We start from the raw sequence: 13720 nt of genomic DNA, 5'->3' as shown, positions 1-13720 counted from the left end.
ACTACCCTGAGAAACGGGCCGCCGTCGACAAATTCACATGGATCCCCTGTGTCGGCGACCTTGAGCTGAGTATGATTGCGCTCGGCTCACGGTGGGCCAAAGGTTGGCCACACCGGTACTTCACGCTGAGGCGGATGCCATGGAATCAGCGTGCGGCGAACCCAGGGGCGCCACTCGACGGCTGTTCAGCCACCCGAGCCGCGCCCCGGCAAACAAGGACGTGATACCCCATGAAAGCCATACCCGCAGTAGACAACAGCTGGCCCAGCCAGATATGGAACAGCGCCCGCCAACTGGCCGATGTCCCGGCCATCAACCTGAGCAATCTGGTTCCACCGGGCTCACGGGCGGTGATCGTCGCCCCCCATCCCGGTGACGAGGTGGTCGCCAGCGGCGGACTGCTGCAAGTGCTGGCCCACCACGGCCACCCCTTGCAGTTGATCTCCATCAGCGACGGCAGCGCCAGCCACCCGGGTTCGGAACGCTGGCCCAAGCGCCGCCTCAGTGTCTTCCGCCCCCAGGAAAGCGCCGAGGCCCTGCGGCGCCTGGGCTTGCCGCTGCACAGCCTGAAGTGGATTCGCGGCGGCTTTGCCGACAACGCCCTGAGCGAGCGCGAGCAGCAACTGGTGCCTTTCATCAGCCGCTACCTGCGCGACAGCGATGTGGTGTTCAGCACCTGGCGCGCCGACGGCAACCTCGATCACGAGGCGGTCGGCCGGGCGACCGCCAAGGCCGCGGCCCAGGTCGGCGCGCGCTTTTACGAAATTCCGCTGTGGGCCTGGCACTGGTCGCCCCGGGAGGAGCACCGGATCCCCTGGCAACGGGCGCGCAAACTGCGCCTGGACACCTGGACCGTGGCCCGCAAGCGGCATGCCGCCCACGCCTACGCCAGCCAGCTGCAGGGCGAGCCGGAGATCGGCCTGCAGCCTTCGCTGTCGCCGGTGCTGCTGGAGCGCATGCGCCTGCCCTACGAGATCATCCTGATGTAGACCGGGGCCGTTGCACATTCAGCTGAACGCGAGCGCCTGCCGTCAGTCCCATCAGTAACCGCCACGGATTCACAGGAGCCCGCGTGAGCAGCGATCGCCCCCTTCAGCCCGACCCGCCGAGCATCCAGCGCCTGCGGGTGCTGACCGTCAACACTCACAAGGGCTTCACCGCCCTCAATCGGCGTTTCATTCTTCCGGAGCTGCGCGAGGCGGTGCGCAGCACCCGCGCCGATCTGGTGTTTCTGCAGGAAGTGCTGGGGGAGCATGAGCGCCACGCCTCACGCCTGCACAACTGGCCCGAGCAGTCGCAATACGAGTTTCTCGCCGACAGCATGTGGAGCGACTACGCCTACGGGCGCAATGCGGTGTACCCCGACGGCCACCACGGCAATGCCCTGCTGTCGAAATTCCCCATCCGCCAGTACCGCAACCTTGACGTCTCGATCACCGGCCCCGAGCGCCGGGGCCTGCTGCACTGCGTACTGGAGGTGCCGGGCCACGCCGAAGTGCATGCCATCTGCGTGCACCTGAGCCTGCTGGAAAGCCACCGGCAACAGCAGTTGGCCCTGCTGTGCCAGTTGCTCGAATCCCTGCCCGCCGAGGCGCCGGTGATCATCGCCGGCGACTTCAACGACTGGCAGATGCACGGCAACGCCACCCTGGGGCGACGGGACGACCTGCACGAAGCCTTCGAGCGCCATCACGGGCGTCCAGCCAAGACCTACCCAGCGCGCTGGCCATTGCTGCGCCTGGACCGCATCTACCTGCGCAACGCCAGCAGCCATCGACCGCAGATCCTCGGCAACAAACCCTGGACCCACCTCTCCGACCACCTGCCCCTGGCGGTGGAAGTGCACCTCTAGCCGGGGCCGCGGGCCGGCCAGCGAAGGCCTGCGCGGTGGCCGCAGCAGGCTCAGCGCACGGCAAGCCGAGGACTAAGGGATAGCGCCGCTGTCGGGGCGCAGCACCAGCACCGCCAGGGGCGGCAGGTTGAGCACCAGGGACAGGGCCTGGCCATGACTGCCCTGCTCCTGGCTGAAGGCCTCGCCGCCGTTGCCGTAGTTGGACCCGGCATACAGCTGCGAATCGCTGTTGAGCAGTTCGCTCCAGCGCCCGGCCAGGGGCACGCCGACCCGGTAGGCCGGGCGCGGCACCGGGGTGAAGTTGGCCACCACCAGCAACGGCTCGCCGCTGCGGCTCCAGCGCAGCCAGGCATACACGCTGTTGATCGCGTCATCGCCAATCAGCCATTGGAAGCCCTGGGGCACGTCGTCCTGGTCATGCAGCGCCGGGTACTGGCGATACAGCTGGTTGAGGTCGCTCACCAGCTTTTGCACCCCGCGGTGCTCGGGGTACTGCAGCAGGTACCAGTCCAGCTGCTGATCGTGGTTCCACTCGCGCCACTGGCCGAACTCGCAGCCCATGAACAGCAGCTTCTTGCCCGGATGGGTCCACATGAAGCTCAGGTAGGCCCGCAGGTTGGCGAACTTCTGCCAGCGGTCGCCGGGCATCTTGTCGATCAGCGAATGCTTGCCGTGCACCACCTCGTCATGGGAGATCGGCAGGATGAAGCGTTCGGACCAGGCGTACACCAGGCCGAAACTCAGCTCGTTGTGATGATGGCCGCGGTACACCGGATCCTGCTGGATGTAGTGCAACGAATCGTGCATCCAGCCCATGTTCCATTTGTAGGCAAAGCCCAGGCCGCCCTGGTCGGTGGGTCGGCTGACCCCGGGCCAGGCGGTGGACTCCTCGGCGATCACCAGGGCGCCCGGGGCTTCCAGGGCCACCACGTCGTTGAGGTGGCGCAGAAAGTCGATGGCCTCCAGGTTCTCGCGACCGCCATGGCGGTTGGGCACCCATTGCCCGGCCTTGCGCGAATAGTCGCGATAGAGCATCGAGGCCACGGCGTCCACCCGCAGGCCGTCGACATGGAAATGCTTGAGCCAGTGCAGCGCCGAAGCCAGCATGAAACCGTGCACTTCGGTGCGCCCGAGGTTGTAGATCAGGGTGTCCCAGTCCTGATGGAAGCCTTCCAGGGGGTTGCCGTATTCATACAGCGCGGTGCCGTCGAACTGCGCCAGGCCGTGGGCGTCGGTGGGAAAATGCGCCGGCACCCAATCGAGAATCACCCCGAGCTGGGCCCGGTGGCAGGCATCGACAAAGGCGGCAAAATCCCGCGGGCTGCCATAGCGGGCGCTGGGGGCGAACTGCGACAGCGGCTGGTAGCCCCAGGAGCCGCCAAAGGGATGCTCCATGATCGGCATCAGTTCGATATGGGTGAAGCCCAGGTCCTTGACGTAGGGAATCAGGCGCTCGGCCAGTTCGGCCCAGCTGTACTGGCGGGCCACCTCCCCCAGATCGTCCACCTCGCACTGCCAGGAGCCGGCGTGTAGCTCGTAGATCGACAGCGCCGCGTCGGGCCGCTGCAACTGGCCGCGTTGCGCCATCCACGCCTGGTCCTGCCAGTTGAAATCCAGCGGTTCGGCGACCCGCGAGGCGGTATCCGGCGGCAGTTGCGTGGCCAGGGCCATGGGATCGGCCTTGAGCGGCAGGATGCCCTGGGGCCCGAGAATCTCGTACTTGTAGGCCTCGCCGGGCTGCAACCGCGGGATGAACAGTTCCCAGACCCCGGACGGATGACGCAGGCGCATCGGGTGGCGGCGCCCGTCCCAAACATTGAAATCCCCGACCACCGAGACGCGCCGGGCATTGGGCGCCCAGACCGCGAAGCGCACCCCGGCGACGCCGTCGACGCAAGTCACCTGGGCGCCCAGGCAAGCACTCAGATCGCGGTGATTGCCTTCGGCGAACAGGTACAGGTCCATGTCCCCCAGCAACGGGCCGAAGCTGTAGGGATCCTCGCTGATCTGTTCGCCACCGGCCCACTGCACTCGCAAAAGATAGGCCTGGCAGGTGTCGAAATGCCCGACAAACAGCCCCGGCGCCTCGACGGCCTGCAGGCTGCCCAGCACCTGCTGCTGGTCCCGGTCCAGCACCTGCACGCTCAGCGCCCCGGGCACAAAGGCGCGGATGAACTGGCCGCCCGCGCCGTCCCCGTGGGGACCGAGAATGGCGAACGGGTCGTGATGTTCCGCCCGTACCAGGGCGTCGATGGCCTTGGCCGGGGGCAGCAATGCCGCTGTGGGCTTTCCCTGTTCCTTGTTCGAGACACTCATGACTGCTCTCCACCACGCTCAAGTTCGGAAAAAGCTTGCAGCTCACTCAACAACCGCACCAGGCCGTGCAAGGGCACGTGCAACCAGGTGGGTCGGTTTTGCGCTTCATAGGCCAACTCATAGGCGGCCTTCTCCAGGCTGAACAGGGCCAGGGCGGCGTCCGCGGCGCCGGGTTCCTGCCAGCCATGGGCAAGCGTAGCCGTCGCCAGCCGATACGCCTGGACAAAGGCCTGCCGCGCTTGGTCGAGGTAACGCCGCAGCACCCGCTCCCGCGCCGCCGCGGCCGCAGGCGAGGCATCGACCACCGGCGCCTCGCGGGCCATGGCCGCGGCATAGTCGAAGGAACGCAGCACCCCGCTGACGTCCTTGTACGGGCTGTGCTTGCCCCGGCGCTCGGCCAGGGACCGCGCCGGCTCGCCCTCGAAGTCGATCAGGTAGGCATCGCCCTGGACCACCAGCACCTGGCCCAGATGCAGATCGCCGTGAACCCGGATGCGCAGGCCACCCACCAGCTGATTGGCCAGTTGCTGGATATGACCGAGGATCTGCGCCTTGTGCTGCAACAATCGACTCACCCATTGCCGGTCCTGCGTGCTCAGTTGGCCTTGATGCTGCTTGAGCAACTGCAACCCCCGTTCCAGTTGCCCGGCCACCTGCCGATTCCAGGCCTGGGTGTCCTTGCGGGTGCTCACTTGCGGTGCAAAGTCCGGGCCGCTGCCCGGGGCCGCCAGCAACCGGTGCATTTCGCCCAGGCGCTGGCCCAGCAGCCCGGCGAACTCGCGCAGTTCGCCAAGGGCGTTGTAATGCTGCTCCTGCTCGGACATGGCGTCCGCCAGCTCATCGTGGATGGCCCGTTGCAGCGTGTTCTGCGTCCACTCCCAGGCGTCGCCCTGATTGCTCAGGTAGCCCTGGGCGATCATCAGCAGGTGGTCCTCGCCCTGGGCATCGCGACGCAACACCGCACCCAGCAGGGGCGAGATATGGGCAAAGCCCGCGGCGGTGAGGAAGGCGCCCATTTCCAGTTCTGGGTGCACCCCGGCGGACACCCGGCGCAGCAGCTTGAGCACCAGCCTGCCGCCGACCACCACCGAACTGTTGGACTGCTCCGCCGACAGGTAGCGCACCTCGGACTCGGCCCCCAGGCCCAGCCCGTCCAGGGCCAGGCTGCCCTCGAAGCGGATCTGCCCGGCCTCGCACTCCAGCCGGGTACGGGCCTGCAGGGCCTGGAGCACGTCGCGCACGAAACTGTCGAGAACGAAGGCATCGGTGATCAGCCCGACCTGGCGCCCGCGACGCACCCGGGCCATCGCCAGTTGCTGGGCCAAGGCACTGCCGGACGGTTCTTCGCCGAGCAGGCCGAAAGGCAACTGATAGCGCTCGGACTGGCCGTCGCGGCTGACCTCGATCTCGCTCAGCAGCACCGGATGCCGAGGATCACCAAAGCGCACGGCATAGGCGATATGCGGCGCTTGCAGGGCGCTGTCCTTGCCGGCGAACCAGCGGCGCTTGGGCAGCCAGAGGGGCAGCACCTCGTGCTCCAAGGTGGTGCGCGACGGCGCTTCGAGCAATTCTTCGAGGCGCTTTTTCAGGACCAGGGTGCGAAAGTCCGGCAGGCTCTGCGCCGGTTCCACGTGCCAGCTGGGCATCTGCTGCTCGGCGGCCAGGACGAACCAGTAGAAACCGTAGGGCGCCAGGGTCAGCAGAAAGTGCAACTGGCCGATGGGCGGGAAAGCATTGCCGCCGAGCATTTCCACCGGGACCCTGCCGGCGAAGGCCGACAGGTCCAGTTCCGCGGCCTGGGCACTGCGCGAGACGTTGGCCACGCACAGGATGATTTCCTGATGGCCGTCGGCGTCGGTGTATTCCCGGGTGTAGGCCAGGATCCGCCGGTTGCTCGGCGACAGCATCTTCAGGCTGCCGCGGCCAAAAGCCTTGGATTGCTTGCGCACCGCCAGCATGCGCCGGGTCCAGTTGAGCAGGGAGTGAGGGTCGCCGGACTGGGTCTCGACATTGACCGACTGATAGCCATACAGCGGGTCCATGATCGGCGGCAGCACCAGGCGGGCCGGGTCCGCGCGGGAAAAGCCACCGTTACGGTCGATGGACCACTGCATCGGCGTGCGCACGCCATCACGGTCCCCCAGGTAGATGTTGTCGCCCATGCCGATCTCGTCGCCGTAATACAGGGTCGGGGTGCCGGGCATCGACAGCAGCAGGCTGTTGAGCAGCTCGATGCGCCGCCGGTCGCGTTCCATCAGCGGCGCCAGGCGCCGACGAATGCCCAGGTTGATCCGCGCCCGGCGGTCAGCGGCGTAGTAGTTCCACAGGTAGTCGCGCTCCTTGTCGGTGACCATTTCCAGGGTCAGCTCATCGTGGTTGCGCAGAAAGATCGCCCACTGGCAATGGGCCGGGATCTCCGGGGTCTGGCGCAGGATATCGCTGATCGGGAAGCGATCCTCCTGGGCCAGGGCCATATACATGCGCGGCATCAGCGGGAAGTGGAAGGCCATGTGGCACTCGTCGCCGTCGGCGCCATTGGTTGACTGACCAAAGTACAGCTGGGTGTCTTCCGGCCACTGGTTGGCCTCGGCCAGGAGCATGCGGTCCGGGTAGTGGGCGTCGATCTCGGCGCGAATGCGCTTGAGCACGTCGTGGGTCTCGGGCAGGTTCTCGTTGTGGGTGCCATCGCGCTCGATCAGGTAGGGAATGGCGTCCAGGCGCAGGCCGTCGATGCCCATGTCCAGCCAGTAGCGCATCACCGAGAGCACCGCCTTCATCACCTGGGGGTTGTCGAAGTTGAGGTCCGGCTGGTGGGAATAGAAGCGGTGCCAGAAGTACTGGCCGGCCACCGGGTCCCAGGTCCAGTTGGACGTTTCGGTATCGAGGAAGATGATCCGGGTGCCGGCGTATTTCTGGTCGTCGTCGGACCATACATAGAAATTGCGCGCCGCCGAGCCCGGTTTGGCCTTGCGCGCTCGCTGGAACCAGGGGTGCTGGTCCGAGGTGTGGTTGATCACCAGCTCGCTGATCACCCGCAGCTCGCGCTTGTGGGCCTCGGCGATAAAGCGCCGGACGTCGGCCAGGGTGCCGTAGTCGGGGCTGACCCCGCGGTATTCGGCGATGTCATAGCCATCGTCGCGCCGAGGCGAGGGGTAGAACGGCAACAGCCAGAGGGTGTTGACCCCCAGGTCCTTGATGTAGTCGAGCTTGGCGATCAGCCCCGGAAAATCGCCGATTCCGTCGTTGTTGGAATCGAAAAAGGACTTCACATGCACCTGATAGATCACCGCGTCCTTGTACCAGAGCGGGTCCTTGATAAAGGTCGCTGAGCGGGGTTTCTTGGCCATGTCGGACTCCTGAAAAAATTCAATTCGTAGCGGCGCACCCGGCGATGCGCCACGACCACCGCAGGCGCTGGCTTGCCAGCGAAGGCGGCGGCCAGCCCGGCGCAAGGCTCAGGGGCCTCTTCGCCGGCAAGCCGGCTCCTACAGGGGGCTGATGCGCCAGATGCCGAAGGGTTGCGCCGGTTCCAGGCGCATGAACTGGGTCTTGCCGTACCAGGTCCAGCGGTGGCCGTTCATCAGGTCTTCACCCTGGGTCGGGGCGTCGTCGGGCAGGCCCATTTCCCACAGCGGCAGCTCGAAATGGGCCTCCTGCGGGTTGAACGGATCGAGGCTGACCGCCACCAGCACGAAGTTGCCGCCGTCGCTGCTGCGCTTGCCGAAATACAGGATCTGGTCGTTCCAGGCGTTGTACAGCTTGAGCCCCAGGTGACTGTGCAGCGCCGGGTTCTGCCGGCGGATGCGGTTGAGCTGGGCGATCTCGGCAATGATGTTGCCCGGGGCGCTGAAGTCCCGGGGGCGGATCTGGTATTTCTCCGAATCCAGGTATTCCTCCTTGCCCGGCAGCGGTGCCGATTCACACAGTTCAAACCCGGAGTACAGGCCCCACAGCCCCGAGCCCATGCTGGCCAGCACCGCGCGGATCAGAAATCCCGGGCGCCCCGAGTCATGCAGAAACGCCGGATTGATGTCCGGGGTGTTGACGAAGAAGTTCGGCCGGAAACACTCGCGCCACGGCGACTGGTTGAGCTCGCTGAAGTAGCTGGCCAGTTCGCTCTTGGTGTTGCGCCAGGTGAAGTAGGTGTAGCTCTGGGAGTAACCGATCTTGCCCAGGCGCGCCATCATCGCCGGGGTGGTGAAGGCTTCGGCGAGGAAGATCACCTCCGGGTGCCGGCCGCGCACCTCGGCGATCAGCCACTGCCAGAACGGCAGCGGCTTGGTGTGGGGGTTGTCCACGCGAAACAGCTTGACCCCCTCCTCGACCCAGCCGAGGACGATGTCGCGCAACTCCAGCCACAGGCTGGGGATGGCCTCGGCGGCATAGAAGTCGACATTGACGATGTCCTGGTACTTCTTCGGCGGGTTCTCGGCGTATTTGATGGTGCCGTCCGGGCGCCAGTTGAACCAGCCCGGATGCTGGGTCAGCCAGGGGTGGTCCTGGGAACACTGGATGGCGAAGTCCAGGGCGATTTCCAGGCCATGGTCGGCGGCGGCGGCCACCAGCCGGCGAAAGTCCTCCAGGCTGCCCAGTTGCGGATGGATGGCCTCGTGGCCGCCCTCCTCGCTGCCAATCGCGTATGGGCTGCCGGGATCGTCCGGGGCCGCCGTCAACGAGTTGTTGCGGCCCTTGCGGTGGCGGCGGCCGATGGGATGGATCGGCGGGAAGTACAGCACGTCGAAGCCCATGTCATGGATCATCGACAGCCGCCCATGGACATCGTCGAAGGTGCCGTGGCGCTGGGGATCATCGGTGATCGAGCGGGGAAACAGCTCGTACCAGCTGGCAAATTGCGCGCGCTCGCGCTCCACATCCACCGGGTACTCGGGGCTCAGGCTCAGGTAGGGACGGTGATCGGCCTCGGCCATCAGCCGGGCGCTGTGCTCAGCGAGAAACAACGCCACCTGCTCGGCCTCCAGCAAGCCGGCCAGTTGCTGCCGCAACTCCAGCAATTGCTCGCGCAACGCCCCCTCGCTGCGTTCGGCGGCCTGCTGCACCTGATTGCGCCCCTCCTGCAGTTCCAGGCTCACCGGCACCCCGGCCTGGTGCTTTTTCTGCAGTTCGTGACAGAAGCTGGCGAACTGATCGATCCAGGCTTCGATGCAGAAGCGGTAGCAGCCCACGGCCGGCACCGGGAAACGCCCCAGCCAGGCGTCGTTGCCCTGATCCTCCAGAGCCTGGCTGTACCAGCGCTCCTGGCACTCGTTGCGCCAGCGCAGGTGCACCGCCAGTTGATCGTGGCCGTCGGTGAAGACCTTGCACGTCACCTCGACCTCCTGCCCCGCCACCGCCTTGACCGCGAACTGCCCGCCATCGAGCACCGGGCGGGTGTTCTCGATGGCGATCCGCGGCAGCAGCAAGGCCTGGGACAAGGGCAGCGACGACGGCTGGTCGTGCTGTTCTGTCGGTTTCTCTGCAGTCATCGAGCATCACCCCTCTTACACGTCCAAGACGCTCTGGTTGTGGAGCCGGCAGCCCCCGGTGAATCCGTGCACCTAGTGTCCGAGCCACAGGCCGCGGCGAAAGTTCAGCGCGATTGCCCGGCCAGGCGACGGGAATCAATTCCGCCCGGGCAGGGTCCACCGCAAGAGCCCGTGCATCGACAAGCACAAAGGAGGCCATAGCGATGAATATCCCGATCCCGGCAGAAACCCCCGACCCGAACCTCGACCAGCCGCCCCTGCCCCCCAGCGATCCGCCGGTGCCCGAGCAGGAACCGCCCGCCACCCCCGCGCCGCCCAAGGGCGACCCGCCCGTCACTCGGCCGCCGCTGGAGCTCCAAGCATAGCCAGCGGCCCCGCTACGCCGGCGGACGCTGCCGGCGGTCGGCGTCATCTGCACGCCACCGAAGGTGATTCGGTGATTTGCCTGACCTGGATCAGGGCCTCTGGCACAGGCCTGTGCCAGAGGCCCTTGCGGCCATCCCCGGGGGTGCTGGAGGGGGTGCAGCAAGTTGTCGCAGGGGCCCGGAAAAGCTCATCTGATACGGTTTTTTATCAAATACCTGAGTCTGTTATGCAAACAGATCCGTGGTCATAGTTGCGCGGCCTGATGGAGGCTGATGAGCGAACGACCATGAGCGAAAGAATCCCCGTCCGATTAGTAGAGACCTTCGAACCTTCACAACCCAAACAGATGAAGTCGAAGACCACCGACAAACACGTTTACACCCGCAGCTTCACCGGTTTGTTCCGTACCCTGCGCATGACCGGCGCGGGTTTTCTGTTCCTGCTGTTCTTCGGCACGGTGTGGTTGAACTGGGGCGGCCGCCAGGCGGTGCTCTGGGACCTGGCCGAGAGCAAGTTCCACATTTTTGGCGCGACCTTCTGGCCCCAGGACTTCATTCTGCTCTCGGCGCTGCTGATCATCTGCGCCTTCGGCCTGTTCGCCATCACGGTGTTCGCCGGCCGGGTCTGGTGCGGCTACACCTGCCCGCAAAGCTCGTGGACCTGGCTGTTCATGTGGTGCGAAAAGGTCACCGAGGGCGAGCGCAACCAGCGCATCAAGCTGCAAGCCGCGCCCTGGGGCCTGAACAAGCTGGCGCGCCGGGCCATGAAGCACACCCTGTGGCTGGGCATCAGCCTGCTCACCGGCCTGACCTTCGTCGGCTACTTCACCCCGATCCGCCCCTTGGCCCACGAACTGCTGACCCTGCAGATCGGCGGCCTGAGCCTGTTCTGGGTGCTGTTCTTCGCCGCGGCCACCTACATCAACGCCGGCTGGCTGCGCGAAGCGGTGTGCATGCACATGTGTCCCTATGCCCGCTTCCAGAGCGTGATGTTCGACAAGGACACCCTGACCATCTCCTACAACCCGGTGCGCGGCGAAAACCGTGGCCCGCGCAAGCGCGATGTGAAGCCTGCCGACGTCGGCCTGGGCGACTGCATCGACTGCCAGCTGTGCGTGCAGGTCTGCCCCACCGGCATCGACATCCGCGACGGCCTGCAGATGGAGTGCATCGGCTGCGCGGCGTGCATCGACGCCTGCGACTCGATCATGGACAAGATGGGCTATGCCCGGGGGCTGATCGCCTACACCTCCGAACACGAGCTGCAAGGGGGCAAGACCCACCTGCTGCGGCCGCGCCTGGTGGGCTACAGCGCGGTGCTGCTGGTGATGATCGGCGCCCTGGTGCTGGCCCTGGTGCAACGGCCGATGGTGTCCCTGGACGTGAGCAAGGACCGTGGCCTGTTCCGCGAGAACGCCATGGGCCAGATCGAGAACATCTACAGCCTGAAGATCATCAACAAGACCCAGGAACGGCAGAACTACCGCCTGGCCTTGGTGGACGGCGATGGCTTCGAACTGCAGGGCAAGACCGAACTGAGCCTGGCCCCCGGGGAAATCACCGACCTGCCGGTCTCGGTGGCCATGACCCAGGACCGTGCGCAAAGCAGCTCCCAGGCCATCAGCTTCAAGGTCGCCGACAGCGATGACCCAAGCGTCTATGCCGTGGCCAAGAGTCGTTTTGTCGCGCCGATCAACCGCTGAGCCTCTAGAATGCCGTGGCCGGGGAGCCTGCTGGCTTCCCCGGACCACGGGAACGCTGTACTCGACGCCGCCATGGGCCCGCCCTGGCCGTCGAGTCCCCCGACTCCCTCGCCACCGAACGCCTAGACCCGATGACCAGACTGGATCTTGCCCCGCAGATGAAACGCTACGAAAAATTCGCCGATGACATCGCCGAACTGATCCGCTCCGGGGTCCTGGGCCCGGGCCAGCGCGTGCCTTCGGTGCGCTACGCCAGCCAGACCTACGGGGTCAGCCCGTCGACGGTGTTCCAGGCCTACTACCTGCTGGAGCGCCGCGGCCTGATCCGCGCCCGTCCGCGTTCCGGCTACTTCGTCAACGCCCACGCGCCGAGCCCGTTCTCCGAGCCGGTGATCAGCAGCGAAGTCAATGAATCCACCGAAGTCGATGTCAGCGAACTGGTGTTCTCGGTGCTCGACTCGATCAAGGACCCGAGCACCGTGCCCTTCGGCTCGGCGTTTCCCAGCCCGACCCTGTTCCCCCTGCAACGCCTGTCCCGCTCCCTGGCCAGCGCCAGCCGCGAGATGGACCCGCGGGTAGTGGTCACCGACATGTCCCCGGGCAACCCGCAACTGCGCCGGCAGATCGCCCTGCGCTACATGGTGGCCGGGCTGATGCTGCCCATGGAGGAGCTGCTGATCACCAACGGCGCCCTGGAGGCCCTGAACCTGTGCCTGCAAGCGGTGACCGAACCCGGCGACCTGGTGGCGATCGAGGCCCCGGCCTTCTACGCCAGCCTGCAAGTGCTGGAACGGCTCAAGCTCAAGGCGGTGGAAATTCCCGTGCACCCGCGGGACGGCATCGACCTCGGGGTCCTGGCCCAGACCCTGGAACGCCACCCGATCAAGGCCTGCTGGTGCATGACCAGCTTCCAGAACCCCATGGGCGCGAGCATGCCCGAGGCCAAGAAGCAGGAACTGGTGGAACTGCTGCGCCAGCATCAAGTGCCACTGATCGAAGACGACGTCTACGCCGAGCTGTACTACGGCCAGCAGGCGCCGAAACCGGCCAAGGCCTTCGACACCGAGGGCCTGGTGATGCACTGCGGCTCCTTCGCCAAGAGCCTGGCCCCCGGCTACCGCATCGGCTGGGTCGCGGCCGGGCGTTATGCGCAGAAGATCGAACGGCTCAAACTCATGACCTCGCTGTGCGCCTCGATGCCGGCCCAGGCGGCGATTGCCGACTACCTGCAGCACGGCGGCTACGACCGTCACCTGCGCAAACTGCGCTACGCCCTGGAAGAACAGCAGAGCGCCATGCTGGCGGCGATTGCCCGCTACTTCCCGGCCCAGACCCGGGTCAGCCAGCCGGCGGGTGGCTACTTCCTGTGGCTGGAACTGCCGCCGCAGATGGACTCTCTGAAACTGTTCCAGATGGCCCTGGCCCAAGGCATCAGCATCGCCCCCGGGCCGATCTTTTCCCCGACCCAGCGCTTTCGCAACTGCATCCGCCTGAACTACGGCAGTCCCTGGAACGACGCCGCGGAACAGGCCATGGAAACCCTGGGCCGCATCATCCGCTCCTTCTGACCACAACCGCCCCACCCACACTGTAGGAGCCGGCTCGCCGGCGAAGAGGCCCGCAAGACATGCGTCGCCCTGGCGGACGTCTTCGCTGGCAAGCCAGCTCCTACAGGGGGGCGGTGCACACCGATCCATCTCCAGGCCGGCCGGCAGGCCGCCGTCAGATTTTGCTTTTGCTTTTGATCTTCCTGCCCCTTTAGACACGGTGGCCGAACGCAGGCATTGAGCCGTGGGTAACCCGGCAGGACGCCGGGTTAGCCGCACTGGGCCATGGATGGCCCATTGCGGCGGCCCACGGATCAATGCCGGAGTGAGCAACCGTGTCGAACTTCAAGCCATTTCAGCGAAGTGTTTCTGATCGCGGATCATGGCATTCAGAATCGTCAGCAGCTTTCTCATGCAGGCAACCAAGGCCACTTTCTTGCTCTTCCCAGCAGCC

Annotated in this window: 8 protein-coding genes and 1 pseudogene; 5 read left to right on the top strand and 4 right to left on the bottom strand. The window is 65.9% G+C overall.

Features of this window, described 5'->3' with window-relative positions:
* The first annotated feature begins 230 nt into the window (after positions 1-230).
* Positions 231-989: a PIG-L family deacetylase gene (locus GWQ44_RS23860; protein WP_275928389.1), complete on the top strand. Its 759-nt coding sequence runs from the start codon at positions 231-233 to the stop codon at positions 987-989.
* Positions 990-1072: 83 nt separating this feature from the next.
* Positions 1073-1852, top strand: a complete 780-nt coding sequence (locus GWQ44_RS23855; protein WP_047304568.1) for an endonuclease/exonuclease/phosphatase family protein — start codon at positions 1073-1075, stop codon at positions 1850-1852.
* Between the two features lie 72 nt (positions 1853-1924).
* Here GWQ44_RS23855 and glgB read toward each other — a convergent pair whose 3' ends face one another.
* From glgB to GWQ44_RS23840, 3 genes are all read right to left on the bottom strand, one after another.
* Positions 1925-4168: a 1,4-alpha-glucan branching protein GlgB gene (gene glgB / locus GWQ44_RS23850; RefSeq protein ID WP_275928388.1), complete on the bottom strand. Its 2244-nt coding sequence runs from the start codon at positions 4166-4168 to the stop codon at positions 1925-1927.
* Entirely contained in the window at positions 4165-7515 is a 3351-nt protein-coding gene (treS, locus tag GWQ44_RS23845; RefSeq protein WP_275928387.1) for a maltose alpha-D-glucosyltransferase, read from the bottom strand. Before treS ends, glgB begins: the two co-directional genes overlap by 4 nt.
* 138 nt (positions 7516-7653) lie before the next feature.
* Positions 7654-9651, bottom strand: coding sequence for an alpha-1,4-glucan--maltose-1-phosphate maltosyltransferase (locus tag GWQ44_RS23840; protein WP_275928386.1), 1998 nt, complete (start codon positions 9649-9651; stop codon positions 7654-7656).
* Positions 9652-9854: 203 nt separating this feature from the next.
* Here GWQ44_RS23840 and GWQ44_RS23835 point away from each other — a divergent pair, with 203 nt between their 5' ends.
* From GWQ44_RS23835 to mapR, 3 genes are all read left to right on the top strand, one after another.
* Positions 9855-10016, top strand: a complete 162-nt coding sequence (locus GWQ44_RS23835; protein WP_275928385.1) for a hypothetical protein — start codon at positions 9855-9857, stop codon at positions 10014-10016.
* A gap of 287 nt (positions 10017-10303) precedes the next feature.
* Positions 10304-11719, top strand: coding sequence for a cytochrome c oxidase accessory protein CcoG (ccoG, locus tag GWQ44_RS23830; protein ID WP_275928384.1), 1416 nt, complete (start codon positions 10304-10306; stop codon positions 11717-11719).
* Positions 11720-11877: 158 nt separating this feature from the next.
* Complete coding sequence (gene mapR / locus GWQ44_RS23825; protein ID WP_047304573.1) at positions 11878-13287, top strand: GntR family transcriptional regulator MpaR; 1410 nt, start codon at positions 11878-11880, stop codon at positions 13285-13287.
* Between the two features lie 324 nt (positions 13288-13611).
* Here the strand turns inward: mapR and GWQ44_RS23820 are convergent.
* Positions 13612-13720: pseudogene (locus tag GWQ44_RS23820) on the bottom strand (IS110 family transposase); the annotation flags it as partial.

Origin of the sequence: Pseudomonas sp. 3MA1 (assembly GCF_029237275.1) — a bacterium.
In the GTDB taxonomy this organism is placed as follows: domain Bacteria; phylum Pseudomonadota; class Gammaproteobacteria; order Pseudomonadales; family Pseudomonadaceae; genus Aquipseudomonas; species Aquipseudomonas fluorescens_AP.
The sequence above is the reverse complement of the archived record's forward strand: the minus strand, read 5'-3'. Positions and strand labels throughout refer to the sequence as shown.

What these genes read in the sequence shown, in the direction of transcription:
- GWQ44_RS23860 (WP_275928389.1), top strand. Translation starts at nt 231, where the DNA reads ATGAAAGCCATACCCGCAGTAGACAACAGCTGGCCCAGCCAGATATGG.
- glgB (WP_275928388.1), bottom strand. Translation starts at nt 4,168, where the DNA reads ATGAGTGTCTCGAACAAGGAACAGGGAAAGCCCACAGCGGCATTGCTG.
- treS (WP_275928387.1), bottom strand. Translation starts at nt 7,515, where the DNA reads ATGGCCAAGAAACCCCGCTCAGCGACCTTTATCAAGGACCCGCTCTGG.
- GWQ44_RS23840 (WP_275928386.1), bottom strand. Translation starts at nt 9,651, where the DNA reads ATGACTGCAGAGAAACCGACAGAACAGCACGACCAGCCGTCGTCGCTG.
- GWQ44_RS23835 (WP_275928385.1), top strand. Translation starts at nt 9,855, where the DNA reads ATGAATATCCCGATCCCGGCAGAAACCCCCGACCCGAACCTCGACCAG.
- ccoG (WP_275928384.1), top strand. Translation starts at nt 10,304, where the DNA reads ATGAGCGAAAGAATCCCCGTCCGATTAGTAGAGACCTTCGAACCTTCA.
- mapR (WP_047304573.1), top strand. Translation starts at nt 11,878, where the DNA reads ATGAAACGCTACGAAAAATTCGCCGATGACATCGCCGAACTGATCCGC.